Annotated in this window: 21 protein-coding genes; 10 read left to right on the forward strand and 11 right to left on the reverse strand. The window is 66.0% G+C overall.

The window, feature by feature from the left end; all coding sequences use genetic code 11:
- The 3 genes from galU to ACFPAH_RS03340 all read left to right on the forward strand — a co-directional run bounded on the left by galU (nucleotide 1) and on the right by ACFPAH_RS03340 (nucleotide 2216).
- Nucleotides 1-900 carry a UTP--glucose-1-phosphate uridylyltransferase GalU gene (gene galU / locus ACFPAH_RS03330; protein WP_379740594.1) on the forward strand — a complete coding sequence of 300 codons (900 nt, stop codon included), beginning with the start codon at nucleotides 1-3 and terminating at the stop codon, nucleotides 898-900.
- Nucleotides 887-1423: a peptide deformylase gene (gene def / locus ACFPAH_RS03335; RefSeq protein ID WP_379740597.1), complete on the forward strand. Its 537-nt coding sequence runs from the start codon at nucleotides 887-889 to the stop codon at nucleotides 1421-1423. The genes galU and def overlap by 14 nt, the downstream gene beginning before the upstream one ends.
- Nucleotides 1424-1535: 112 nt before the next feature.
- Nucleotides 1536-2216, forward strand: a complete 681-nt coding sequence (locus tag ACFPAH_RS03340) for a hypothetical protein (RefSeq protein WP_379740600.1) — start codon at nucleotides 1536-1538, stop codon at nucleotides 2214-2216.
- Between the two features lie 268 nt (nucleotides 2217-2484).
- Here the strand turns inward: ACFPAH_RS03340 and ACFPAH_RS03345 are convergent, their stop codons facing one another.
- From ACFPAH_RS03345 to ACFPAH_RS03355, 3 genes are all read right to left on the reverse strand, one after another.
- Nucleotides 2485-2733, reverse strand: coding sequence for a hypothetical protein (locus ACFPAH_RS03345; RefSeq protein WP_379740603.1), 249 nt, complete (start codon nucleotides 2731-2733; stop codon nucleotides 2485-2487).
- A gap of 144 nt (nucleotides 2734-2877) precedes the next feature.
- Nucleotides 2878-3204 (reverse strand): hypothetical protein, encoded by a 327-nt coding sequence (locus ACFPAH_RS03350; protein WP_379740606.1) that lies wholly within the window; start codon nucleotides 3202-3204, stop codon nucleotides 2878-2880.
- Nucleotides 3205-3306: 102 nt separating this feature from the next.
- A complete protein-coding gene (locus ACFPAH_RS03355; protein WP_379740609.1) occupies nucleotides 3307-3960 on the reverse strand; it encodes a VTT domain-containing protein in 654 nt (217 codons plus the stop codon).
- Nucleotides 3961-4305: 345 nt separating this feature from the next.
- Here ACFPAH_RS03355 and ACFPAH_RS03360 point away from each other — a divergent pair, with 345 nt between their 5' ends.
- Nucleotides 4306-5259 carry an IS1595 family transposase gene (locus ACFPAH_RS03360; protein WP_379740612.1) on the forward strand — a complete coding sequence of 318 codons (954 nt, stop codon included), beginning with the start codon at nucleotides 4306-4308 and terminating at the stop codon, nucleotides 5257-5259.
- 161 nt (nucleotides 5260-5420) lie between these two features.
- Here ACFPAH_RS03360 and ACFPAH_RS03365 read toward each other — a convergent pair whose 3' ends face one another.
- From ACFPAH_RS03365 to ACFPAH_RS03375, 3 genes are all read right to left on the reverse strand, one after another.
- Nucleotides 5421-6377 (reverse strand): PDR/VanB family oxidoreductase, encoded by a 957-nt coding sequence (locus tag ACFPAH_RS03365; RefSeq protein WP_379740615.1) that lies wholly within the window; start codon nucleotides 6375-6377, stop codon nucleotides 5421-5423.
- 92 nt (nucleotides 6378-6469) lie between these two features.
- On the reverse strand, nucleotides 6470-7651 hold the full coding sequence (locus tag ACFPAH_RS03370) for an ABC transporter substrate-binding protein (protein ID WP_379740618.1): 1182 nt from the start codon (nucleotides 7649-7651) through the stop codon (nucleotides 6470-6472).
- A 45-nt stretch (nucleotides 7652-7696) separates the two neighbouring features.
- Entirely contained in the window at nucleotides 7697-8755 is a 1059-nt protein-coding gene (locus ACFPAH_RS03375) for a Rieske 2Fe-2S domain-containing protein (protein WP_379740621.1), read from the reverse strand.
- A 189-nt stretch (nucleotides 8756-8944) separates the two neighbouring features.
- Here ACFPAH_RS03375 and ACFPAH_RS03380 point away from each other — a divergent pair, with 189 nt between their 5' ends.
- A complete protein-coding gene (locus ACFPAH_RS03380; protein ID WP_379740624.1) occupies nucleotides 8945-9655 on the forward strand; it encodes a TetR/AcrR family transcriptional regulator in 711 nt (236 codons plus the stop codon).
- A gap of 114 nt (nucleotides 9656-9769) precedes the next feature.
- Here ACFPAH_RS03380 and ACFPAH_RS03385 read toward each other — a convergent pair whose 3' ends face one another.
- Nucleotides 9770-11584 carry a DUF885 domain-containing protein gene (locus ACFPAH_RS03385; RefSeq protein WP_379740627.1) on the reverse strand — a complete coding sequence of 605 codons (1815 nt, stop codon included), beginning with the start codon at nucleotides 11582-11584 and terminating at the stop codon, nucleotides 9770-9772.
- 222 nt (nucleotides 11585-11806) lie between these two features.
- On the opposite strand from ACFPAH_RS03385, the gene ACFPAH_RS03390 reads away from it, so the two are divergent.
- From ACFPAH_RS03390 to ACFPAH_RS03400, 3 genes are read left to right on the forward strand one after another with little or no spacing between them, the layout of a single operon-like run.
- The gene (locus ACFPAH_RS03390; RefSeq protein ID WP_379740630.1) at nucleotides 11807-12253 is read left to right on the forward strand and encodes a hypothetical protein; all 447 of its coding nucleotides are present in this window, start codon (nucleotides 11807-11809) and stop codon (nucleotides 12251-12253) included.
- Nucleotides 12254-13723: an RAD55 family ATPase gene (locus tag ACFPAH_RS03395; protein ID WP_379740633.1), complete on the forward strand. Its 1470-nt coding sequence runs from the start codon at nucleotides 12254-12256 to the stop codon at nucleotides 13721-13723. It abuts the gene before it with no gap.
- 12 nt (nucleotides 13724-13735) lie between these two features.
- Nucleotides 13736-15073 (forward strand): hybrid sensor histidine kinase/response regulator, encoded by a 1338-nt coding sequence (locus ACFPAH_RS03400; RefSeq protein ID WP_379740636.1) that lies wholly within the window; start codon nucleotides 13736-13738, stop codon nucleotides 15071-15073.
- Here ACFPAH_RS03400 and ACFPAH_RS03405 read toward each other — a convergent pair.
- A complete protein-coding gene (locus ACFPAH_RS03405; protein WP_379740639.1) occupies nucleotides 15030-15596 on the reverse strand; it encodes a GNAT family N-acetyltransferase in 567 nt (188 codons plus the stop codon). The two genes, ACFPAH_RS03400 and ACFPAH_RS03405, sit on opposite strands and share 44 nt — an antisense overlap.
- A 54-nt stretch (nucleotides 15597-15650) precedes the next feature.
- On the reverse strand, nucleotides 15651-17150 hold the full coding sequence (locus ACFPAH_RS03410; protein ID WP_379740642.1) for a peptide MFS transporter: 1500 nt from the start codon (nucleotides 17148-17150) through the stop codon (nucleotides 15651-15653).
- A 507-nt stretch (nucleotides 17151-17657) separates the two neighbouring features.
- Here ACFPAH_RS03410 and ACFPAH_RS03415 point away from each other — a divergent pair.
- On the forward strand, nucleotides 17658-18419 hold the full coding sequence (locus ACFPAH_RS03415; protein WP_379740645.1) for a type II CAAX prenyl endopeptidase Rce1 family protein: 762 nt from the start codon (nucleotides 17658-17660) through the stop codon (nucleotides 18417-18419).
- Between the two features lie 20 nt (nucleotides 18420-18439).
- Here the strand turns inward: ACFPAH_RS03415 and ACFPAH_RS03420 are convergent, their stop codons facing one another.
- Complete coding sequence (locus ACFPAH_RS03420; RefSeq protein WP_379740648.1) at nucleotides 18440-20575, reverse strand: TonB-dependent receptor; 2136 nt, start codon at nucleotides 20573-20575, stop codon at nucleotides 18440-18442.
- A gap of 112 nt (nucleotides 20576-20687) precedes the next feature.
- On the opposite strand from ACFPAH_RS03420, the gene ACFPAH_RS03425 reads away from it, so the two are divergent.
- Nucleotides 20688-21896, forward strand: a complete 1209-nt coding sequence (locus tag ACFPAH_RS03425) for a PepSY-associated TM helix domain-containing protein (RefSeq protein WP_379740651.1) — start codon at nucleotides 20688-20690, stop codon at nucleotides 21894-21896.
- Nucleotides 21897-21911: 15 nt separating this feature from the next.
- Here the strand turns inward: ACFPAH_RS03425 and ACFPAH_RS03430 are convergent, their stop codons facing one another.
- Nucleotides 21912-22658: a pseudouridine synthase gene (locus ACFPAH_RS03430; RefSeq protein ID WP_379740654.1), complete on the reverse strand. Its 747-nt coding sequence runs from the start codon at nucleotides 22656-22658 to the stop codon at nucleotides 21912-21914.
- Nucleotides 22659-22700 lie beyond the last annotated feature (42 nt).

The raw sequence follows: 22700 nt of genomic DNA on the forward strand, positions 1-22700 counted from the left end.
ATGACCAGGATCTGCAAAGCCGTCTTTCCCGTTGCCGGCCTCGGCAGCCGCTTCCTGCCGGCCACCAAGGCCCAGCCCAAGGAAATGCTGCCGATCGTCGACAAGCCCCTGATCCAGTATGCGGTCGAGGAGGCGGTGGCTGCCGGCATCACCGAAATGATCTTCATCACGGGGCGCAACAAGCGCGCCATCGAAGACCATTTCGACAAGGCCTACGAGCTCGAGGCCGAGCTGGAAGCGCACAACAAGCAGGCGCTGCTCGACCTGGTGCGCCAGGTGATCCCGAAGAACGTCACCTGCATCTACATCCGCCAGTCGGCGCCGCTGGGCCTCGGCCACGCGGTGCTGTGCGCGCGCCCGGTGGTCGGCAACGATCCCTTCGCCGTGCTGCTGGCCGACGACTTCATGCATACGGCGGCCGGCGTCAAGCCGGTGCTGGCCCAGATGACCGAAGTCTTCGGCTACGAAAAGTGCAGTGTGCTGGCGGTGCAGGACGTGCCGCGCGCGCAGACGCGCCAGTACGGCATCGTCAGCGCCGCCCCCTACCGTCCTGGCCTGGAACTGGTGTCCGGCATCGTGGAAAAACCGCAGCCGGAAGAGGCGCCGTCGACGCTGGCCGTGGTCGGGCGTTACGTGCTGACCGGCGCGATCTTCGATTACCTGGAAAACCTCGGCCTTGGTACCGGCGGGGAAATCCAGCTCACCGACGGTATCGCCGCGCTGATGCAGGCCGAGCGGGTGCTGGCCTACCGCTACGACGGCCGGCGCTACGACTGCGGCTCGAAGCTCGGTTACCTGGAGGCGACCGCCGCGATGGGGCTGCGGCATCCGGAGACTGCCGAGGGCTTCCGCGCCTTCCTGGCGCAACTGGCAAAGGAGAACGGCCATGGCGGTGCATGAGATCCTGAAAATGGGCGACCCGCGCCTGTTGCGCGTGGCCGAGCCGGTGCGCGCCTTCGGCACGCCCGAACTGGAGCGGCTGGTGGCCGACATGTTCGACACCATGCATGCGGCCAATGGCGCCGGACTGGCGGCGCCGCAGATCGGCGTTAACCTGCAGCTCGTCATCTTCGGCTTCAAGAACAATGCGCGCTACCCGGACGCGCCCCAGGTGCCCGAAACCGTGCTGCTCAACCCGGTGCTGACGCCGCTGACCGACGAAATGGAAGAGGGGTTCGAGGGCTGCCTGTCGGTTCCCGGCCTGCGCGGCAGCGTGCCGCGCTACACCCGCCTGCGCTACGAAGGCGTCGACCAGCACGGCAAGCCGATCCGGGTCGACGCCGAGGGCTTTCATGCGCGCGTGGTCCAGCACGAGGTCGATCACCTGCTGGGCATCCTGTACCCGATGCGGATCGAGGATTTTTCGCGCTTCGGGTTTACCGAGGTGATGTTCCCCGGGCTCGATCCCGCGGCGGACGATTGAACCCGCACACCATGCAGTTGCTGCACCCGAAACAGAAGGAAACGGAATGAACCAGATCACGCCCGCGGGCCCTGCCACGCTCGCGGTCGAAGCACGCGGCGACATGCTGGTCGTGCGGGTGGACGGAGCGCTCGACATGGCGCTCCTGCGCGAGTGCCAGCGACGATTGGTCGAACTGGCGCATGCGACGGGACTGCGCAGCGTGCTGTACGACGTGCGCACGATGCTCGCTCCCGAAGCCGACCTGGTGCTGATGCAGCGCAACCTCGACGACGAGTCGAGCGGCGTGCAGCTGCGTCGCGCGCTCGTCGTTTCCGGCGCGCACCTGGCCTACCTGGCGCGGCTCGCCTTCGGCGCGGGCGATTATCGGGTGTTCTACGACGACCTCGAGGGGGCCCTGGCCTGGCTGCGCACGGTCCCCGCCGACAGCGGCACGCCCCCGGCCGAGGCGAGCGTCGTGGCCGAGGGCGATGTCGTCGTGGTGCGCCTGCGCGGCCGTCCCGACGCCGCCATCCTGGCCAGCGTCCAGCAGCAGACGATCGAGCAGGCCCGCGCCGCCGCAACCCGCCTGGTCCTGTATGACGCCCGTGCCTTGACGCCCCCGGACACGGAGCTGGTGCTGATGCAGCGCGCGATGGACGACCAGCTTGCCGCGCTCGGGCTGCGCCGCGCGATCGTCGCGCCCAACACCCGGATCGCCTACCTGTCGCGGCTCGCCTTCGGCGAGGGGGAATCGCAGGTCTTCTACGACGACGTGGAAGCCGCGCTCAGGTGGCTGCGCGCCGGGGCCTGAACAGCCGGGTCGAGGCGCGAAGACCCGGGACAAGACGGCTGGCCTGCCTTCCAGAGATGAGCCGGAAGAGACCTGTCATCCTGATGCGCGGGCGTGGTTTGTCGAGGTCCGCTTCCGCGCCCGAAGCAGGGCTTCCTGCTTTGTTGCGGAGCCTGTCGCCGGAGCGGCCAGGGCGCGGCATTGTTGAATGTTGCGCTCTGTTTTGGGAAAGAAGCGAGCTGGCTAGAGCGCAAGACGACAAGAAGGGTGCGTGGTTTGAGTGGGTCGACTACCCATCGGCCAAGCTTTCCTTGTATTTCCGGTACTCTTTCATCACCTGGTAAACGACCGCGATGAAACCGATAACGAAGATACTCCTCTTCAGCTGTTCCGGGACCGCAGTCGGCAAGATTCTGTCGAAAACAAGAAAGGCAGCGAAGCACGCGGTCCAAAAGGCCTCTATCCAGCGTCGTCCCAGAAGACACAGGGGTATCGAGAAGAGTGCCAGGCAGACGATGGGCCAGTCGCTCCAGTGCATGTGATCTCCAATGACGTATTGATGGCTTGGCGGTCATGCTTGTTCATCGCCACATCATAACGAAAGGGCAAGCTCGAAAATGCGTAAATTGTCACCCCTGAAACGACCGATTCCGGGGCCCAAAGCGGATCTGTTAGTTCGGCCTTATGGAGCCGACGATTTCCATTTTTCAAGGCGGTAGAGCATGACCTCGCCAAGCTCCGAGGCTTGCCTTGACAACGACTCCCGCAATGGCTTTTCGTAGTCGAGATGCGTGGATTCGATCCCATGGACGATGCCCCAACACACGCCCGCACTGGGGTCATCCGGGAACCTCTCGAACACGCGAAATAACACCGGCAGGCAGGCTTGGGATACCTCTGACGTTAGCCAAAGCTCGGCAAGGAGTGCATCCAAACCAAGCCAGTTACCATCAGGGCAGGGTTCAAACTGGTCAATGTCAGACAGGATCTCAGTTTGTGGACGGGTCATTGCTTGGCTCTTTCGCTTCGTAGACGCGCAGCGCAAGGGGGTGGCCTACACCGAATGCCGGCACTTGTCGCTCGTACGCGATGCCTGCGATGCGACGCCGCATCAGGCCTGAGGGCCGGTGCCGACGCTACGCGAGCGTTCACGCAGCCAGGCCACGATGCCCGGCACCAGCGACAGGACGATGATGCCGAGGATGACCGCGGTCAGGTTGTCGTTGACCCACTTGATATTACCGAAGATGTAGCCGGCCACCGTCAGGGACACGACCCACAAGGTGCCGCCGGCGACGTTGTACGACAGGAAGGTCCGGTAGCGCATGCTGCCCAGTGCGGCGACGAAGGGCGCCAGGGTGCGCACGATGGGAACGTAGCGCGCCAGCACGATGGTCTTGGGTCCATGGCGCTCGAAGAAGCGCTCGGTATGGGCGATGTGCTCGGGCTTGATGAAACGAAGCCGGTACCCATTTTTCACGCGGTTGCGAAACGCGCTGCCGATGGCAAAATTCAGGATATCGCCGAGCACCGCCGCGAGGATCAGGAGCGGGATCAGCATGGGCAGCGCCAGCAGGCCTTTCGCCGCCAGTGCGCCGGTGACGAACAGCAGCGAGTCGCCAGGCAGGAAGGGCATCACCACCACGCCCGTTTCGACGAAGATGACTGCGAACAGCAGCACATAGACCAGGAATTGATACTCGGTCGCAATCACGGTGAGATGGCGATCGAGGTGGAGGAACCATTCGAGCAGGGTGGTGAGCATATCGTTTGTCTTTATATCGTTTGTGGCCATGCGCGTCGAACGTCGATGCGTCCAATAGGACTCAGCCGGTTCGGCGGCAGCGTGCACGACAATCCGCCAGGGCAGTGCCGAGCCGGAGCGCGGTACCGGCCGCTGCTGGAATATCCCACGCATTGTCGAGTCGACTGCATTGTAATGCGTGGCGTGCCTTTGTTGGAGATTCGGCAGGCGGCTAAACAACGGACCGCTATCGAATAACTGAAAATCAGCCAAGCGACGTCCACTTTTTTGGCGCTGTTCGCGTTAAGTGTGGAATCTTCGGATACGGCTGAGGTCCAACCTGGACCCAACCATGCCCGAGCCGCCATGCAAGCACGTCCGTTCAAGCAATTGCTCACCCGTATTGCCTCGTTGACGCGGCGCCAGCGCGAACAATTGCTCGGCTTGCTGCTACCCGCAGCCAAGCTCGACAAGGTTGCCGACCTGGTCGAGCAGGCCAGCGCCGACAGATTGGCTTGCCCGGCCTGCCGCTCTCAGCAGCTGTACCGACACGGACGGGCCAATGGCCTGCAGCGCTACCGGTGCAAGGAATGCGGACGCACCTGCAATGCCCTGAGCGGCACGGCGCTCGCACGCCTGCGCCACAAGGAGCGCTGGCTCGATTACTTACAAACCATGCTCGATTCGCGCAGCGTGCGCCGCAGCGCCGTTGATCTCGGCGTGGCCGGCGCCACCAGTTTTCGCTGGCGCCACCGCTTCTTGAGTACCAGCAAGCACGACCGGGCAGCACGCCTGTCCGGCATTGCCGAAGCCGACGAGATGTATCTGCTCGAATCGCACAAGGGATCGCGCACGCTGGCGCGTGCGCCACGCAAGCGCGGCGGGAAAGCGGCAAAACGCGGCATCTCGAGCGAACAGGTGTGCATTCTGGTCGCACGCGACCGTACCGGCCAGACGCTCGATTGGGTGCCCGGCAAGGGACCGGTGACGCGAGCGCAACTCGACGAGCATCTGCTACCCCGGCTGGAGCGCGACGTGCTGCTCGTCACCGACGCCCACGCCGCCTACGGGGCGTTCGCCCGGCAAGCCGGCATCACGCATGAGACCGTCAACCTGCAAGCGGGCATTCGGGTACGCGGCGCGATCCACGTGCAGAACGTGAATGCGTATCACAGCCGGCTGCGCGGCTGGCTGCTGCCGTTTCGGGGCGTTGCCAGCCGTTACCTGGACAACTACCTGGGCTGGCGCTGGGCACTCGACGGCCAGCGGATCGCCACCCCCGAGGCCTTGCTGCGCGCGGCGCTTGGGGTACGAGGCTAAGCGTGTGACTCCCGGCGTGCGACGGCCGGCGTGCGACGCCCGGCATTTCCACACTTAACGCGAACAGCGCCACTTTTTTTGGGCACCTGGAGATAGGCGCGAGGAACCTGCCCACGCCGGCGGGAAACGCCGCGCCGGGCAGCAGGTCGCGCGTATCGACCCTAGATGTCGAGCTCGAGGACAGGTGTCAGGGAGCGCGAACAGCAGGGCGTGAACTGGTCGTTGCGGGAATGCTCCTCATCGCTGAGATACTGGTCTCGATGCTCGGGAATGCCGCTGATGACGCGAGTAAGGCAGGTGCCGCAGATGCCCTGCTCGCAGGAGACTGGAATCGCGACCCCGTGCGCGGCGAGTGCCTCGACGACCGTCTGCTCCGGGCCAATCCGGATGGCCCTGCCCGATTGGCGCAGGCGTACCTCGAAGGCGGCGCCGGGTGCCATGGGCGCGGCGCCGAAGGCCTCGATGTGCAGAGATTCGGGCGCGAGCCCGCACTCCTGGGCGCTGCGGGTAACATATTCCAGGAATCCGGCCGGGCCGCAGGCGTAGACCTGGGTGCCCGGACTGGCCGCGCGCAGCAGTTCGGGCACGGAAGGGCGGGCGGTCTCGGCGTCGTCGAACCACACCGCGGTCGAGGCGGCGAAAGGCGCGGCTTGCAGCTCGTCGTGGAAGGCTGTGCGGACGCGGCTGCGTGTGAAGTAGTGCATCCGGAACGGCGCCTGCTCGGCGTGCAATTGCCAGGCCATCGACAGGATCGGCGTGACGCCGATGCCGCCGGCGAGCAGCAGGCTGTCGTGCGCGCCGGGGACCAGCGCGAACAGGTTGCGCGGCAGGCCGATCGTCAGTTCGTCGCCGTCGTTCACCAGGTCGTGCATCGCGGCCGAACCGCCACGCGTGGCCGGGTCGCGCAGCACGCAGATCCGGTAGCGCTCGCGCTCGCGCGCATCATTACACAAGGAGTATTGGCGCACGAGCCCGTTCGGCAGGTGGACATCGATATGGGCGCCCGCTTCGAAACGAGGCAAGGCGGCGCCGTCGGGCGCCTGCAGCTCGAAGGCGACGATGTCCTGCGCCGCCTCGACCTTGCGCACGACGCGCAGCTTCAGTAAATTTTCGTTCATGATCGGATTTCCGGACAAAGGTGCCCGCAGCCTCCGAAAGGGAAGCCTTCCGGTAGCGGCTGAGGGCTGCTGAGGGACGGGTCAGGTGCCGGCTACATCGAGCACTTGTCGTGGTAGGCGTCCTGGTGGTTCTTGAACGGGGTCGCAATGGTTTTCAGGCTGGGGCGACCCTTCGCGTCCTTCGTAACGGCCAGCACATGGATGTCCTGGACCGGGAAGTTGTTGTTATTGAACTTGAAAGCACCGCGCACCGATTGGAAGTCCGCCGCCTTCAGCGCTGCCATGAAGGCCGGCTTGTCCTTCACCCGCCCGCCGACCCTGGCGATGGCCCGGTCGAGCAGTTGGGCCGCGTCGTAGCTTTGCGCGGCGTAGTTCGACGGGATGCGTCCGTACTTCTTCTCGAAATCGGCAACGAAGCGCACGCTGGCCGGGTTGGCGGCATCGGGGGCCCAGACTCCGCCGCTGATCATGCCTTGCGCGCCCGGTCCGAGCGAGGGCAGGGTGATGGCGTCGGCAACGTAGGTCGAGAGCAGGGGAATCGATTTCATCATGCCGGCCTGCGCATACTGCCTGGCGAAGCCGATGCCCAGGCCGCCCGGGTAAAAGGCGAAGACCGCATCCGGCTTGGCGGCGCTGACCTGGGACAGTTCAGCCGAGAAGTCCTGCTGGCTCAGCGGCGAGTAGATTTCGTCGACGATCTCGCCCTTGAAATGGCGCTTGAAACCGGCCAGGGTATCCTTGCCGGCCTGGTAGTTTGGCGCCAGCAGGAAGATCCGCTTGTAGCCCTTGTCGGTGGCGTACTTGCCGACCGCTTCCGAAGTCTGGTCGCCCTGCGGCGAGACGATGAACTGATAGGGCGAGCATTGCGCCCCCGCGATCTGGGAGGGACCGGCATTCGAGCCGACCAGGATGACCTTGTTGTCGGTGACGTACTTGTGGATCGCCATCATGATGTTCGAGAACGAGACGCCGGTGATGATATCCACCTTGTCGCGTTCGACGAGCTTGCGCGCCAGTTGGCTTGCGACGTCGGGCTTGAGCTGGCTGTCTTCCTTGATGACCTGGACCGGAAAGCCGCCGAGCTTGCCGCCATTGCGTTCGACCAGCAGCATCAGGCCGTCGAGCTGTTCCTTGCCGACGGCGGCTTGAGCTCCGGACAGCTCGCCGATGAATCCGATCTTGATCGGGGCTTGGGCAAAGGCCGGCGTGCCGGCAGCGCAGGCCAGGGCGAGCGACACGAACAAAGGGCGAAGCGGTGATGGGGTAACGCGCATGTCTGTCTCCTTATAGGTGTAATGGGTACTGCCGGGTCTTTCGCTTCAGGCTGGTTGTGCGGACGGCTCCTTCGCGGCCTGTTCGGCCAGCAGCATGCGCTCGAGGGCGCGGCGCATGCGCACCGGGCCGGCATCGATGGTCAGCAGTACCGGCTTCATGTCCCAGAAATTGCGGGTCCCGATTGCTTCCTGCTGGGCGTCGAGCATGGGCTTGTCCTGTTCCTGGAAGGCGAAGCGGCGGAGCTCGGCGAACTTTGCCGCTTCTTCCGGGGTGAGGGAGGTTCCGCGCGGCATGGCTGCGGCGAAATGGTAGTGCGTGGTGTACGGGCCTTCCGGCGTCAGGATGTGGGCGCCGTAATACCAGCCGTGGTCTTCGCGCTCGGCGAGTCCAGCCGCGTGGACGCCGGAGTCGAGGATGAAATTGCTGGGCGGGACCCAACGCATATTGGTCCACATGTCGACCTGCTTGCCGTCGCGCTTGTAGAGCATGTCGAAAATGCCGGGAACGGAGATATCCGGCATCCAGCGGTTGCAGTGGATCTCGGCCCCGTGCTCCTTGACTGTCTGGTCGGCCCCCACCTGTTCAGGGCTGCCCAGCAAGCCGTCGTGCAAGTAGGTGATGTGGCTCAGGTCGAGCAGGTTCTCGGCCATCAGTTCGTAATTCGACTTGATGTGGATGTAGCCGCCGGTGCTGGTCAGGTAGCCGGAATCGGGCTCGATCATGCTGTAGTCGGGAATCGCGGCGCCGGCCCCGTCGCCGTCGCCCATCCATATCCAGAGGAAGCCGTGCTTGTCCTGCACTGGGTAGGAACGCACCCTGGCGGCTGCCGGGATCTTGCCGTCTCCATGCGGGTTCTTGACGCAGCTGCCGCTGCAGTCGAACTGCAATCCGTGGTAGCCGCATTCGATACGGTCGCCCCGGATGGTTCCCATGTGCAGGGGTACGAAGCGGTGCGGGCAGCGGTCCTGGAGGGCGACCGCGCTGCCGTCCGGCTTGCGGAAAAAGACGACCGGTTCATCGAGCAGGCGCCGGTTGAACATCGCGCCAACTTTTACTTCGGCGCTCCAGCACGCCACGTACCACGCATTGCGAATGAAGTTCATGCCTGTCTCCGTTGTGGTGAATTTTCATTGAGTGTACTCCTTTATAAAAACAGAGCAAGCGGTTTGTAAGTAACATGTGCGGAAATGTCGGCGAGGCGCGGGGAGGGATCGGACGCGTGCTCCGCGGATCAGGTCGCTTTGCAGGATCTCCCCCAGCTATAATTGCGCGCTCACTCTTATCGGAAAAGCATGCTCACCTTTCCAGCCAATTCCACGACTTCCGCCAGCAACCTGGACGCGTACCGCCCCTCCGTCGTCGCTGGCGAGGGGGAGGCCGGGGCTGCCCGTGAGCCTGCCCTGGGGCAGCGCCGCAGCCAGGAAGACCGTTCGCGCGAAGCCCGCGAGCGGTTGCTGGCGGCCGCCATCGACGTGTTGATCCGCAAGGGATACGGCGGCCTGACCACCAAGGAGGTCGCCAGTTGCGCCCAGATGTCGAACGGCGCGCTGATGCACCATTTCGCTTCGAAGGAGGAGTTGCTGGTGGCGGCCACCGCGGCCGTCTACCAGGCCGCCGCCGTTCGTGGCCAGAAGCGCGCGAACACGGCCGAGGCGGCGAAAGCGCCCATCGAAGGCTTCGTGACCGATTGCCTGAGCATCTATTTCGACTGGCCTTTCACCGCGGCTCTGGAGGTGGTCATGGTCGCGCGCACCGACCCGGCGTTGATGGCGCGCCTCTTGCCGGTCATGCAGGAGTACCGCCAAACCGTGAATGGAATCTGGCTCAAGACCTTCGTCGAAGCGGGCATGCGGCCCGAACGTGCCGAGACTGTCCTCAACCTCACCCTGAACCTGATCCGGGGCATGGCGGTCAACAGTCTATGGGGCCGGGACGACAAGCTCTACGAGCGACAACTCGAGGAGTGGATCGCGCTGATGTACGCGACGCTGTCGCGGGACTAGGAGGCCTTCAAGCCAGGGCGAGCACCGTGCTGCCGCCCAGCATGAGCAGCAGCACGGTCAACCAGCGTGCGCGTTCGCGGGTGCCGGGCGTGAGAGCGTTCGACCGGCCCCGGTTCAGCGATCCTTCGGATACGGGCTCGGCCCGCCTTCCGCGATGAAGCGGTCGATCCGGCTTGCCAGCACCGGCAGCGGCACCGAACCGAGCTGCAGCACGGTGTCGTGGAAGTGGCGGATGTCGAACTTCGGTCCCAGCGCCCGTTCCGCTTTCGCGCGTGCTTCCATGATCGCCATCTGCCCCAGGTAATAGGACAGCGCCTGGCCCGGCCAGGAGATGTAGCGGTCGACTTCGGTTTCCACCTCGTGGCTGGACAGGGCGGTGTTTTCGCTCAGGTAGGCCTGCGCCTGCTCGCGCGTCCAGCCCTTGGCGTGGATCCCCGTGTCGACCACCAGGCGCGAGGCGCGCCAGGCCTGGTAGCTGAGCATGCCGAACACCTCGTAGGGCGTCTCGTACATGCCCATCTCGACGCCCAGGCGCTCGGTGTACAGGGCCCAGCCTTCGCCGAAGGCCGAGATGTAGGCGCGGCGGAACGGCGGCACGCCTTTCTGCTCGAGCGCGACCGGCATCTGGAAGGCGTGGCCGGGCGCCGACTCGTGCAGGGTCAGCGCCGGCAGGCTGTAGAGCGCGCGCGCCGGGAGGTTATAGGTGTTGACGAGGTAGACGCCTGGGCCGCCGCGTCCGGCCGTGTAGTAGGGCGCCTGGTCGCTTGGTACCGGGCGGATCGCGAAGCGCTGGCGCGGCAGGTAGCCGAAATACTGGCCGGCCTTGGCGTCGAATTTCTTCGCCGTCCAGGCAGCGCGCATCAGGAGCTCTTCGGGCGTCTTCGCATAAAAACGCGGATCGGTGCGCAGGTACTGGAGGAAGGCGGGCAGGTCGCCCTTGAAGCCGGTCTGGGCGATGACGGCCGCCATCTCGGCGCGGATCTTCGCCATTTCGGCCAGGCCGATGCGGTGGATCTCGTCGGCGCTCATGTGCGTCGTCGTGTACTCGACGATCTTCGACTGGTAATAGGCTTTGCCGTCGGGCAGGCTCTCGGCCGCGAGCGCTTCGCGCGCGCCCGGCATGTACTGCTCGCGCATGAATGTCAATACGCCGGCATAGGCCGGCTGCACCTGCTCGCGGATGGCGGTCACGGCCTGGGCGCGCAGCGAGGCCTGCTCGGCGGCCGGGATCGACGCCGGCATGTCCTTGAAGGGCGTGAAGAAGACGGTGTCCTCGGGCTTGGCGCCGGCCACCGAGGCGAGGGCGGCGTCGCGGCCCTTGAGGGTGACTTTCGGCGGCGTGAAGCCGCGCGCCAGGCCGGCGCGCATGTTGGCGAGCTGCTCGTCGAAATAACGGGGCAGGCTGGCCAGCTGCCGGAGGTAGTTGCGGTAATCGTCGAGCTCTGCGAACGGCTGGCGCGCGCCATAGGTCACGTCGGTCCAGAAGGCGCTGTCGGCATTGACGGGCGCTTCGTACTCGCGGAAGCGCAATTCCTCGACGAAGGCGGCGATCTGGGCGCGGTAGACCTGGTAATTGATGCGCTGCGGCGCCGACAGCGCGTTCGGGGCGATGCCGTCCAGGCGGCGCAGCACGTCCTGCCAGTAGGCCAGGCGCCGGGCCTGGCTGGCGGCGTCGACGCGCGGCAGTTCGGGCCGCACCCGGCCGCGCGCGCCTTCGTCGCTGGCCAGGCGCTGTTCCACACGCCATGTCCACTCGGCCTGGTGGATCGCGGCAAAGGCCCGGTCCGCCGCGGCGCTTGCCGCACCCTTGGACGCGGCGCGCGCGGCAGTGGCTGTTGCCGCAGGCGCTGCGGCGCCAGCCGCCAGCGCGCCGTTGGCCACGATGAGTCCCGCCACGCACAGCGCGGCCCCGAGCTTCGTCTGCATCATCTTTCCATCCTTATGTTAAAAACATGCCGTTTGCTGATTTGCATTATGTCGCAGGGAAACTAGTACGGCTAGCAAGTTTTGACGGATGGGAGCAGCGCTGCGCCACCGTTGCGCGCTGCAGGCGTATTCTTTTGTAAAAATTGTTCACATTGCCCTTATAATCGTGGGCCAGCCGGCCACAAGGCAGGCGGAACAATAACGAACGACAGCTGAACAGCGAGCATGGACCACAACGAAGGCCGGCGGCCACGGTCGACAAACGATGCCGACGCGACGAGCAGGCCCAGCCACCCGGGAACAGCCGGGGGCGAGGTTCCGGCCGTCGCCGCCCTGGTGCAGCCCTGGCTGCGCCTGAGCGTACAGCTCACGCCCCTGATCGGCGAGAGCGGCTTCTGCGCGCTCTTCGGGCGCGCACTGCGCCTCTCGAGCGTGCGCTTCGAAGGCCTGGCTACCTGCGACAGCGCGCGTCCGCTGGCTGACCTGTTCACGTCCCTGACCAGAACCCTGAACGAGATAGGACCCGAGTATGCGGAGGCGGCGAACGGCGCCTTGCTTGGTACTTTCACCACGCTGCTGGGCAATTTGATCGGCGAAGCGCTAACGAAACAGCTGTTACAGGTCGCATCGGCGGGCGCGGACGAGCAGAAGCATGGACAGGAGCAGAAGTAAATGACCGACAAAGTAAGCTTGGGCCTGTTGAACACAGGGGTCCCTGGACTGGACACTCTTCTCGGCGGGGGACTGCCCGAATTCTCGTTCAACCTGGTCGCCGGTCCTCCGGGCAGCGGCAAGACGACGTTCGCCCACCAGATCATGTTCGCCCTCGCCAACCCCGAGCGGCGCGCGCTGTTCTTTACCGTGCTGGGCGAGCCCCCGCTCAAGATGCTGCGCTACCAGCAGCAGTTTTCGTTCTTCGACGTGACCAAGGTCGGTCCCGCGATCCGCTACGTGAACCTGAGCGAGAGCCTGCGCACGGGCGATTTTTCCGGCGTGCTCGAACGCATCATGGCCGAGGTCGAAGAGTTTTCGCCCTCGCTCGTGTTCGTCGATTCGTTCCGCTCGGTGGTGCAGACGGCGAAATCCGGCAACGAGGGCGTGGCCGACCTCCAGTACTTCATCCAGGAACTGGGCACGCGCATGACGAGCTGGCAGGCGACCACCTTCCTGATCGGCGAGTACGCCAGTACCGACCCGGAAGCGAACCCGATCATGACGGTGGCCGACGGCATGCTGTCGCTGAATCAGGTGCACGAGCACAACACGGTGGTGCGCAAGATGCGCGTCATGAAGATGCGCGGCCGCGCCCACCTGTCGGGCTCGCACAATTTCCGCATCACCGACGACGGCCTGCGGGTCTACCCGCGCATCCTGCCCGCGCTGGCCGACGACCGCCAGCCGGGCGGCGAAATCGACCGCGAGCCCTGCCGCATCTCGACCGGCGTGCCGGGCCTGGACGCCATGATGCACGGCGGCCTGCCGCAGGGTCATACGATGCTGGTGGTAGGCCCGACCGGCGCCGGCAAGACCATCATCGCCACCCGCTTCCTGCAGGAGGGCGCGCGCCTGGGCGAGAAGGGCGTCGCCGTGTACTTCGAAAAGGGCACGCCGCGCCTGCGCAACGCCGAACTGGCCGACATGGTGCAGCGCGGCGACGTGACGGTGGTCGAGAGCCGCCTGCTCGACCTGACCGTGGACGAACTGATCGACGAGCTGATGCACACGATCGAACGCACCGGCGCCAGGCGCCTGGTGATCGATTCGCTGTCGGAGTTCGGGCTGTACATGGCGCCCGAATTCCATACCGACCTGCGCCAGGCCGTGTTCCGCGTGCTGTCGACGGTCGCCAAGAAAGGCGTGAGCGCGATCGTCACCATCGGGCAGGACGACGTGTTCACCGAGCTCAAGCTGAGCCATGCGAACATTTCCTACCTGACCGACGCGGTGCTGGCCCTGCGCTACGCCGAGGTCGACGGCAGGCTGCACAAATTCATGACCGTCGTGAAGGTGCGTGGTGCCAACCACAGCCAGGATTTGCGCGAGTACCGGATCACCGATGCCGGCATCGAGGTGGAAGAATTGCCCACCGAAGTGGCCGGCGTGCTCGGTGGCGGGCCAGGCCGCGGCGTGGGCAACCCATGAAGAGGAGAGGGAATGTTCCAGGAAGACGAATCCGGCTCGATGCAACGTTCCCTTGACCCGGTCGTGACCCAGGCCGACGCCTATACCGAGGCGCTGCTGCGCCATATCGGCGGCCTCGAGAGCGAGGTCGCGCGCCTGCGCGCGGCCCTGCGCGACAAGGAAGAGCTCGAGCGCAGCGTAGTGCGCCTGCGCGAGGCCAACGAACACCTGGTGCTGGCCGCGCTCAACGACCAGAGCCTGCGCGACGAGGCCGAGGCCACCAACCGGCGCCAGAACGAATTCCTGGCCATGCTGGCGCACGAGCTGCGCAACCCGCTGGTGCCGATCAGCATGTCGTCGATGCTGCTGGAGCGCTCGACCAGCGCCTCGCCCCAGGTACTGAATTTCTCGAAGGTCATCCGGCGCCAGGTCGACCACATGGCGAGCCTGCTCGACGACCTGCTCGACGCCGCCCGCATCAGCAGCGGCAAGATCACGATCACGCGCGAACCGCTGGCCCTCACCGAAGTCGTCGACCAGGCGGTGGAAACCGTGCTGCCGCGCGTGCGCGAACGCGGCCAGCACCTCGAGGTGCAGTTGCCGGCAGAACCGCTCGGCACCTGTGGCGACCGGGTGCGCCTGGCCCAGGTGTTTTCCAACCTGCTCGGGAATGCCTCCAAGTACACCGGCGACGGCGGCATGATCACCCTGGAGGTCGCCGCCGTCGATGGCGAAGTGGTCGCGACCGTCTCCGACAACGGCACCGGCATCGCGCCCGAGGTGCTGCCGCACATCTTCGACCTGTTCACCCAGGGGCCGCGCTCGCTGGCGCGCTCCGAAGGCGGCCTGGGCGTGGGACTGAACGTGGTACGCAACCTGGTGACGATGCATGGCGGGACGATCCGGGCCGAAAGCCCGGGCGTCGGCCTGGGCAGCCGCTTCGTCCTGCGCCTGCCGGCCTGCGCATTGCCGCAGGCCGCGGCGCCCGCCGAGCGCGGGGCGCAAACGCCTCCGTGCCGGGTGCTGGTGATCGAGGACAATCCCGATGCCGCCGACACCCTGAAGGCCTTCCTCGACATGGAAGGGCATGATGTGCGCATGGCGCACGACGGGCAGGGCGGGCTCGAACTGCTGCTGGCCGAAGCCTTCGACGTCGTCATCTGCGACATCGGCCTGCCGGGCATGGACGGGCTGGAAGTGCTGAGGCGCCTGCGCGCTGCCGAGAACGGCGCCGCGCCGGTGGCGATCGGCCTGTCGGGTTACGGCCAGGCCGAGGACCGCGCCAGGGCGCAGGCCGCCGGCTTCGACCACTACCTGGTCAAACCGGTCAATCCGGACGCGCTGCTGGCACTGGTGGCGCAGCGCGCTTAACACCGCGCTCCTGCCACTGCGCGCGCGTGAGGGCATGGACCGCGTGCGGGCGGCCGTACCAGTCTTCCAGGCCGCGGTAACGCATCCCGAGCCGCTCCATCAATTTTGCCGAAGCGGCGTTTTCCGGATCGCGGACAGCGTACAACTCCGGCGCATCCAGGGTGTCGAAGGCCCAGCCGGCCATTGCCTGCGCCGCCTCCAGCGCCAGTCCCTGTCCCCAGCAGCGCGGCACCAGGCGCCAGCCGATCTCGTGCGGGTTGGCGGGATCGCGCCCCAGGTACTGGATGCAGCCGGCGCCGACCAGCTCCCCGCTTTCGCGTTCGATGAAGGCCCACCACGAAAAGCCGTAGCGAGCCCAGCGCTCCTTGACGAGCGCGATCATCTCGCGCGTGCGTTCGGGCGTCTCCGGTTCGCCCGTGATGAAACGCATCACCTCGGGCAGCCGGTTCATCGCCTGCAGGCCGTCGAAGTGGCGGTCGTCGATCGGCTCGAGCCGCAGCCGTTCGGTGTTCAGGATCGTCATCTGGATTCCCCATGAAAAAAGGGCCGGAAAACCGGCCCTTGCATGCGACATGTGTTACTGGTGCGCGTGGTGCGCCGCCGTCAGCTTGCGCATCATCGGCAGCACGGCCAGCGCGATCAGGGTGCACAGCACGGCGGCGATGCCCAGCTTGTTGAACAGGCTGGTGTAGATCGGCAGCGTCTGCAGCGGGTCGGTCATGCCTTGCGGGACGCTGGCGAAGTTCGCCACCACGCCGCCCAGGTATTGCGAAATGCCGCTGGCCACGAAATAGGCGCCCATCATGAAGCCGCCCATGCGGGCCGGCACGTAGCGCGCCACCATCGCCAGGCCGAGGCCGGAGACCAGCAGTTCGCCCAGCGAATACAGGCCGTAGCCGGCGATCATGATCCACGACGAGGTCAGGCCGTCGACCGCGAAGTGGCCGGCGAAGCCATAGGTGAAGAAGCCGGCGGCGACCACCGCGAAGCCGAGCGCGAACTTGCCGGCGATCGACAGGTCGGAACCGGTACGCCCGGCGCGGGTGTACATCCAGGCCAGCACCGGGGACAGCACCATGATCCAGATCGCGTTCAGGGCCTGGAACTGCGCCGGCGACCAGGTCCACAGGTGCGCGCCGAGCACGGTGAATTCGAGGTCGACGTTACGCAGCGCGAACAGCGACAGCGAGGTCGACATCTGCTGGTAGAAGATGAAGAAGAACACGGTCTGCAGCGTCAGCACCAGGGCGGCGATCAGGCCCGCGCGTTCGCTCGGCTCGCTCTTGCGGATCAGGTGGGCGAAGATGCCCAGCACCACGACGCCGGCCAGGTAGACGAAGATGCGCGCCAGGCTCTGGTATTGCAGGATGACGGCCGACAGGCCGACGGCGACCACGCCGCCCGCCAGCACCATCGCCAGCTTGCCCTTGTCGAGCGGCATGTCGTCCGGCAGCGAGCCGACGTGGCGGATGGTGGCGCGCATCAGCATCACGGTCAGCAGGCCGATCATCAGGCCGACGCTGCATACGGAGAAGGCGACGTGCCAGCCCAGCTCATTGCCCCAGGTGGCGTTGACATAGTCCTTGATGGCAGGGGTGGCCAGCATCGAGAAGGTCGAGCCGACGTTCACGGCCATGTAGTAGATGGTAAAGGCGCTGTCGATTTTCGAGTCGTCGCCTTCGTAGATCTTGCGCACCAGGTTGGCGGTGTTCGGCTTGAACAGGCCGTTGCCGACCACGATCACGCCGAGCGCCGAGAACAGGAACCAGGTGTTGACGGTCGGTATCGACATCAGCGCATAGCCGAGGGTCAGGATGATGGCGCCGAGGATCATGCAGCGGCGGGTGCCGAGCACCTTGTCGCCGATCCAGCCGCCGATGGCGGGTGCGACGTAGATCAGGGCCGCGGCGGCGCCCCAGACCAGGTTGGCGCGGCTGTCTTCGAAGCCCATGCGCTGCACCATGAAGTACACGATCAGCGCCTGCATGCCGTAATAGCCGAAGCGCTCCCACAACTCGATCAGCGCAATGGTCATGAAGGACCGGGTCTGGCTGTACGGCAGGATTTCCGTTTTCATTTATCTTCCTTGTTGAAAAATGTCGCACCGCCAGCTCGTGACCGGCGGCAAGCCGTTGCATGCTACGCCACGCCAACAGAACATGCAATCGTGAAAGGGGCCGTCAATATGGCGGATTTTGGCCGGGCCGGCCTGCCCCGGCCCCGATGTCGTGCGTATTGATAGCCCGACAGTACTGCCTTAGTATTTCGATGAATATCTCATCGGAGACTAATCGAAACATCGACGCCGGCAAGGCCTTCAGGGTGCGCGCCGACCGCCGCGGCGCGAAGACCGGCCATCTTGTCTTGCTTGAACCCCGCCGTCGTGCAGGACATCGTGGCGTCGGCAATCGATCTCTCCAGGGGACCCGGAAAGGAATCATGAGATGAACAAATCGACCTTCGATCCATGCGGCGCGATGGTGCCTGTATCGCTCGCTCTCGCCGCCGTGCCGTACCCGGAGCCTCCGGCGTCGTTTCCGGTCCATGGTCCGCTTCAAGCGGCTGGAACGTGCCGGTGAATGAGGTGACCACGACACGTCGCCCGCAGTTGCGCCTGGCGCTCCTGCTGGCGCTGTGCGGCGCGCTGGCCACGCTGGCGGTGCTGCCGTATGTGTTCGCGATGCAGCCGGCGCTGGCAGCGCGCATCCCGGTGCCGCTGCCGGTCTTCGCGCTGGCGCAGTTCGTGCAGGGCGGCGCCTTGCTCCTGCTGCTGGCCTGGATCGGCTTGCGCTGCGGCAGCGACATCGGCTTCGACGCGCCGTTCGCGCGGGCGCTGGCCTACCGCAGCGCGATGCCGGCCTTCGTGGCGCGGACCTGGCTGGTCGCCTGCGCCACCGGCCTGCTGGCGGGCGGACTGATCAAGGTGCTCGACCTGGGGTTCCAGGCCTACCTGCCGCCTCTCTCCGCACCGCCGGAGGAAACGATCGCATTATGGAAGAGGGCGCTCGCCAGCCTGTATGGAGGCATCACCGAGGAACTGATGTGCCGCCTGTTCCTGATGACGCTCGTCGTCTGGGCGGCGTGGAAGCTGTCCGGGCGCAAGCATGCGCCGGGTGTCGGGCTCGTCCTGCTCGGCGTCGTGGTCGCGGCGCTGGTGTTCGGCTTGCTCCACCTGCCGGCGACGGCCCAGGCCTGGCCGCTGACGCCGGTCGTCGTTTCGCGCGCCATCCTGCTCAATGCCATCGGCGGGATCGCCTTTGGCATCCTGTACTGGCGCTATGGGCTCGAGCATGCGATGGCGGCGCACCTGTTCGCGGATATCGGGCTCCACGTGATCGGCGCGTGAGCGCCGGTCCGACGCGCCCATCAAAACATCCGGCTCCAGGTCACGGCCAGGGTCCGCCCGCGGCCCGCATAGGTGTTGCCGGCGTCGAGGGCGGCGGCCGATTGCGAGTAGTAGCCGACGTACTGCTTGTCGAGCAGGTTCTCGATGCTCACACCTATGCGGCCATACGCGGTATCCATGCTCGATGCCAGGTCGACCAGGGTATAGCCCTTGAAGTGTTCCTCGAGTTTGGTGGCGCCGACGCTGCGGCCGATGTTGATGTCGCGGTCGAACAGGTGGGTCGCCTGCAGGCGCAGCTGGGCGCCGGGCAGCGGGCGCCAGTCGGTGCCGAGCACGGCCTTGTTCGGACCCTGGGTGCGCGCGCCCAGCGCGAGATCGAGCGGGGCGCCCTGGGTGGCGGCCGTCTTGCCATCGGTGCGGGCGTAGTTGCCGAAGACCGACCAGTCCTTCGTCGGACGCCAGTCGCCGCTCACTTCCCAGCCCTTGACGACGGTCGGCAGGCGCTCGACCCGGCCGACCCCCGCCGTGATGCGCAGCACGCTGCCGAGCTTGGAGCGCGAATCGTAGCGCGACAGGCCGACCTGGCCGCGGGCGCCGCGCCAGTTGATGCCGATCTCGTTGTTGCGGGTGACGATGGGCTGCAGGTTGATCAGGTTCGAGACCGACTGGTTCGGGATGTTCACGCCGCGCAGCACCAGGCCGGCATCCGGCAGGCCGAAGCCTTCGGAGCTGCCGGCAAACGCCGACCATTCGGGGGCGAAGCGCCAGACGGCGCCGATGTTCTTGACCGCCTTCGAGAATTCGGTCGAACCGCCTTCGACCCGCTGGCCGCCGTTGTAGGCGGCCAGGGTGGTGTAGGTGTCGACGTCGAGCTTGGCGTTCTCGTGGCGCAGGCCGCCGCGTACCGTCACCGGGCCGAATTCGTATTCGAGCTGGACGAAAGGCGCGTGCGACTCGAACTTCAGTTCCGGCACCCAGGTGCGGTTGGTGGTCGCGAGGCGTTGCAGCGTATGGTCGCGCAGCAGGTCGAGGCCGAGCGTCAGCTCGAGGTCCTGGACGAAGGCGTCCGGACGCACCCAGGTGATGCGCGAGCCGAGCTTGTCGGCGACGATGTGCGACTGGTCCCACAACTTGCGGGTCGGATCGATGGCCGGGTCCTGGAAGGTGGCGACCTGGGTCGAACCATACAGGGCTTCGAAGTCCTGCTTGAAAAGCTGGGCGGTGAAGGCGCCGCCGGCCAGGTTGGCGTGGCGATAATCGAGGCTGGTGCTGGTCACCTTGTTTTCCGGCGGCAGGCCTTCGGGGGTGCCGCGCACGGAGCTGGTCGGCACGCCTTCGACCACCACGCCCGGCGCATTCCGGTAGTCGCCGTCGCCTTGCATGTTGAAGCGGTTCAGCGTCAATTGAATCCGCTGGTCGCCGAAGTCCTTGCCGAGTTTGACGAACAGGTCGTGGCCGTGGGTGTCCAGGGTGTCGCCCTGCACGTTGTCGATGCCGACGCGGCGCCCGCGGCCGTCGTAGCTCATGCCGCGGCGCTGCACGCTCGCGTAGCCGAGCATGTCGAAGTCGTCGTTCTTGTGGGTGACCGAGACGCCGGTCTTCCAGTCGAGATTGTCGGACCGGAACTGGGTCGAGGCGCGCGCATTGACGCCGACCTGCGTGCCGTTGGTCTTGGGCGACTTCGTGATGTAATTGATGATGCCGCCGGTCGCGCCCATGCCCTGGACGGCCGAGGCGCCGCTGATGACTTCGATGCGTTCGATGATGGCGCTGTCGGCGAAATACCCTTCGCGCATGCCGGCGCGCAGCGGATTCGATTGTGGAATGCCGTCGAGCAGGATCAGCGGCTGGCGCCCGCGCAGCGATTCGCCGGTCGAGCTCATCTTCTGGCGGCTCGGCGCATAGCCGGGAACAAACGTCGCCAGCGCCGCCGACGGATCGTCGGCGACCTGGTATTGCATCGACAGGTCCTTCTGGCCGATCACCGTGACCGCGCCCGGGATCTTGTCGACTGCCTTGGCGCCGCGGGTGGCGGTCACCACCACGGAAGCCATGCCCTCGGTTTCAGCGTCGGTCTGCTGGGCGTAGGCGGGGGAGAGGACCATCAGCGAGCAGGCGGTGGCGACGGCGAGGGGCAGCGGCTTCAGTTTCTTCATTATTCTCCCGGTGATGAGGCGGTTTGCCAATTTGCAATGTACAATCGCAAATGATAACGATTAACATTCGCAAATACAAGTTGTTGCGAACGATTCTCATCCAATCTTTTTCATGAAACCACTTTTTCGTACCGTCCACCTGTGGACCGGCCTCATTTTCGGCACCATCCTGGTCTTGCAGGGCTTGACCGGCGCGGCCTTGAGCTGGGTGCACGAACTCGACGCGCTGCTCAATCCCGGCCTGCTGCATGTGGCGCCGCCGCCTGCCATGCGCGAAGGCGAACCGCTGCGCGTACGGCCCGCCCAGGCCCAGGCCGTGCACGACCTGCTGGCGGCCGATGCCCGCTACGGCAAGCCGTCGATGCTGATGCTGCCCGAACGGGCCGGCGAGGTGTACGTCGCCTGGTACCGGCCGGGCAAGCCGGCCTCGAACTGGGAGCAGGCGGTGACGCGCCAGGTGATGGTCGATCCGGCCAATCTCGCTGTGCTGGGCGAGCGCAACTGGGGCGAGGCGGGGCTGTCGCGGCCGCTGCTGGTGCCGACCCTGTTCCACTTCCACCGCTACCTGCTGTCCGGCGAGGCCGGGAAGGTCGTGATTGCCGTGCAGGGCGTGGCCCTGGCCCTGATGACGCTGACGGGCATCGTGATCTGGTGGCCGCGCATGACGCGCTCGGCGATCGTGCATGCCCTGTCGGTACGTTTCGGCGGCTCCTGGCCGCGTTTCAGCTTCCAGCTGCACCGCTCGGCGGGCGCCTTGTGCGCGCCGCCGCTGCTGTTCATGGCCTTCTCGGGGGTGCACTTCAACATGCCGGCCTGGGTGGCGCCGCTAGTCGGGACGGTGGCGACGGTCACGCCCAACGACAAGCCGGTCAACCGGAGCAGCACCGCCTTGCCCGCGCTGTCGCTGGCGGAGGCCATGGCGGCGGCCCAGGCGCGCTATCCCGAGGCCAGGGTCGGGCGGGTGAATTTCCCGGCCGGCGCCAGCCAGCCCTGGGAAGTGCGGGTGCGCCAGCCGGGCGAGCTGCGCCAGGGGCCGGGCGCGACCCGGATCAGCATCGACGCCCGCGACGGCAGCGTCCTGCGCGTGGCCGACCCGCTGCGCGGCAGCGGCGGCGATCGCTTCCTGGCCGCGCTGTTCCCGCTGCACAGCGGCGAAGCCTTCGGCGCGGCCGGCAAGCTCTTCATCAGCTTGCTCGGCCTGGCACCGCTGGCGTTCTTTGTGACCGGGATCGTCGTCTGGCTGAAGTTCCGGCGCAAGCCGAAGAAGAAGGGTGCCGCCAAGCCGGCGACGGTGCCGAAGCGGGAAGCCTCGGCCGCGTAGGGTGGAGCGCCGGCCTCAGAACTGCTCGTCCGCCTGCAGGTAGCGCCACTGCCCGACCGGCAGGTCGCCCAGTTTGACGCGCCCGATCCGCACGCGTTTCAGGCCGACCACCTTCAGGCCGACCATGTCGCACATGCGGCGGATCTGGCGCTTTTTTCCCTCGCGCAGGGTAAAACTGAGCTGGTCCTCGTTCTGCCAGCGCACCTTGGCCGGCAGCAGCGGCTTGCCGTCCATCCACAGGCCGTGGTTCAGCTTTTTCAGGTCGCTGTCGGGCAGCTTGCCGGGCTTGGTGTACTGCACCCGCACCAGGTATTCCTTGTCGATGTCGGTGGTCTCGCCGATCAGCTGCTTGGCGACGCGCCCGTCCTGGGTCAGTACCAGCAGGCCCACCGAATCGATGTCGAGCCGGCCGGCCGGCACCAGCGAACGCAGCTGGGTAGGGTGGAACTGCTCGGGCGCCGTGTCCTCGGCCCAGCGGTTTTCGGGCTTGATCAGGGCCACCGCCGGCGTATAGCCGTCCTCGGCCTGGCCCGACACATAGCCCATCGGCTTGTTGATGAGGATGGTCACGCGCTTGCTCTGCTCGGCCGCGGCCTGGCGCTCGACGGTGATGCGCTGGCTGGGCAGCACCTTGCTGCCCAGTTCCGAGACGACCTTGCCGTCGACCCGCACCCAGCCGCGGGCGATCCATTCATCGGCTTCGCGGCGCGAGCACAGGCCGAGTTCGGACATTCGTTTGGAGAGGCGGAGCGGTTCGGTCATAGGTCGAAAGAAGGAAAAAGCAAAAAACGGTTAAGTGAGGCA

The organism is Massilia sp. GCM10023247 (genome assembly GCF_042653325.1).
Taxonomy (GTDB): Bacteria; Pseudomonadota; Gammaproteobacteria; order Burkholderiales; family Burkholderiaceae_D; genus Telluria.

What these genes read in the sequence shown, in the direction of transcription:
- ACFPAH_RS03420 (WP_379740648.1), bottom strand. Translation starts at nt 20,575, where the DNA reads ATGAAGAAACTGAAGCCGCTGCCCCTCGCCGTCGCCACCGCCTGCTCG.
- ACFPAH_RS03370 (WP_379740618.1), bottom strand. Translation starts at nt 7,651, where the DNA reads ATGCGCGTTACCCCATCACCGCTTCGCCCTTTGTTCGTGTCGCTCGCC.
- ACFPAH_RS03410 (WP_379740642.1), bottom strand. Translation starts at nt 17,150, where the DNA reads ATGAAAACGGAAATCCTGCCGTACAGCCAGACCCGGTCCTTCATGACC.
- ACFPAH_RS03345 (WP_379740603.1), bottom strand. Translation starts at nt 2,733, where the DNA reads ATGCACTGGAGCGACTGGCCCATCGTCTGCCTGGCACTCTTCTCGATA.
- ACFPAH_RS03430 (WP_379740654.1), bottom strand. Translation starts at nt 22,658, where the DNA reads ATGACCGAACCGCTCCGCCTCTCCAAACGAATGTCCGAACTCGGCCTG.
- def (WP_379740597.1), top strand. Translation starts at nt 887, where the DNA reads ATGGCGGTGCATGAGATCCTGAAAATGGGCGACCCGCGCCTGTTGCGC.
- ACFPAH_RS03365 (WP_379740615.1), bottom strand. Translation starts at nt 6,377, where the DNA reads ATGAACGAAAATTTACTGAAGCTGCGCGTCGTGCGCAAGGTCGAGGCG.
- ACFPAH_RS03375 (WP_379740621.1), bottom strand. Translation starts at nt 8,755, where the DNA reads ATGAACTTCATTCGCAATGCGTGGTACGTGGCGTGCTGGAGCGCCGAA.
- galU (WP_379740594.1), top strand. Translation starts at nt 1, where the DNA reads ATGACCAGGATCTGCAAAGCCGTCTTTCCCGTTGCCGGCCTCGGCAGC.
- ACFPAH_RS03360 (WP_379740612.1), top strand. Translation starts at nt 4,306, where the DNA reads ATGCAAGCACGTCCGTTCAAGCAATTGCTCACCCGTATTGCCTCGTTG.
- ACFPAH_RS03395 (WP_379740633.1), top strand. Translation starts at nt 12,254, where the DNA reads ATGACCGACAAAGTAAGCTTGGGCCTGTTGAACACAGGGGTCCCTGGA.
- ACFPAH_RS03400 (WP_379740636.1), top strand. Translation starts at nt 13,736, where the DNA reads ATGTTCCAGGAAGACGAATCCGGCTCGATGCAACGTTCCCTTGACCCG.
- ACFPAH_RS03355 (WP_379740609.1), bottom strand. Translation starts at nt 3,960, where the DNA reads ATGCTCACCACCCTGCTCGAATGGTTCCTCCACCTCGATCGCCATCTC.
- ACFPAH_RS03405 (WP_379740639.1), bottom strand. Translation starts at nt 15,596, where the DNA reads ATGACGATCCTGAACACCGAACGGCTGCGGCTCGAGCCGATCGACGAC.
- ACFPAH_RS03385 (WP_379740627.1), bottom strand. Translation starts at nt 11,584, where the DNA reads ATGATGCAGACGAAGCTCGGGGCCGCGCTGTGCGTGGCGGGACTCATC.
- ACFPAH_RS03380 (WP_379740624.1), top strand. Translation starts at nt 8,945, where the DNA reads ATGCTCACCTTTCCAGCCAATTCCACGACTTCCGCCAGCAACCTGGAC.
- ACFPAH_RS03425 (WP_379740651.1), top strand. Translation starts at nt 20,688, where the DNA reads ATGAAACCACTTTTTCGTACCGTCCACCTGTGGACCGGCCTCATTTTC.
- ACFPAH_RS03350 (WP_379740606.1), bottom strand. Translation starts at nt 3,204, where the DNA reads ATGACCCGTCCACAAACTGAGATCCTGTCTGACATTGACCAGTTTGAA.
- ACFPAH_RS03390 (WP_379740630.1), top strand. Translation starts at nt 11,807, where the DNA reads ATGGACCACAACGAAGGCCGGCGGCCACGGTCGACAAACGATGCCGAC.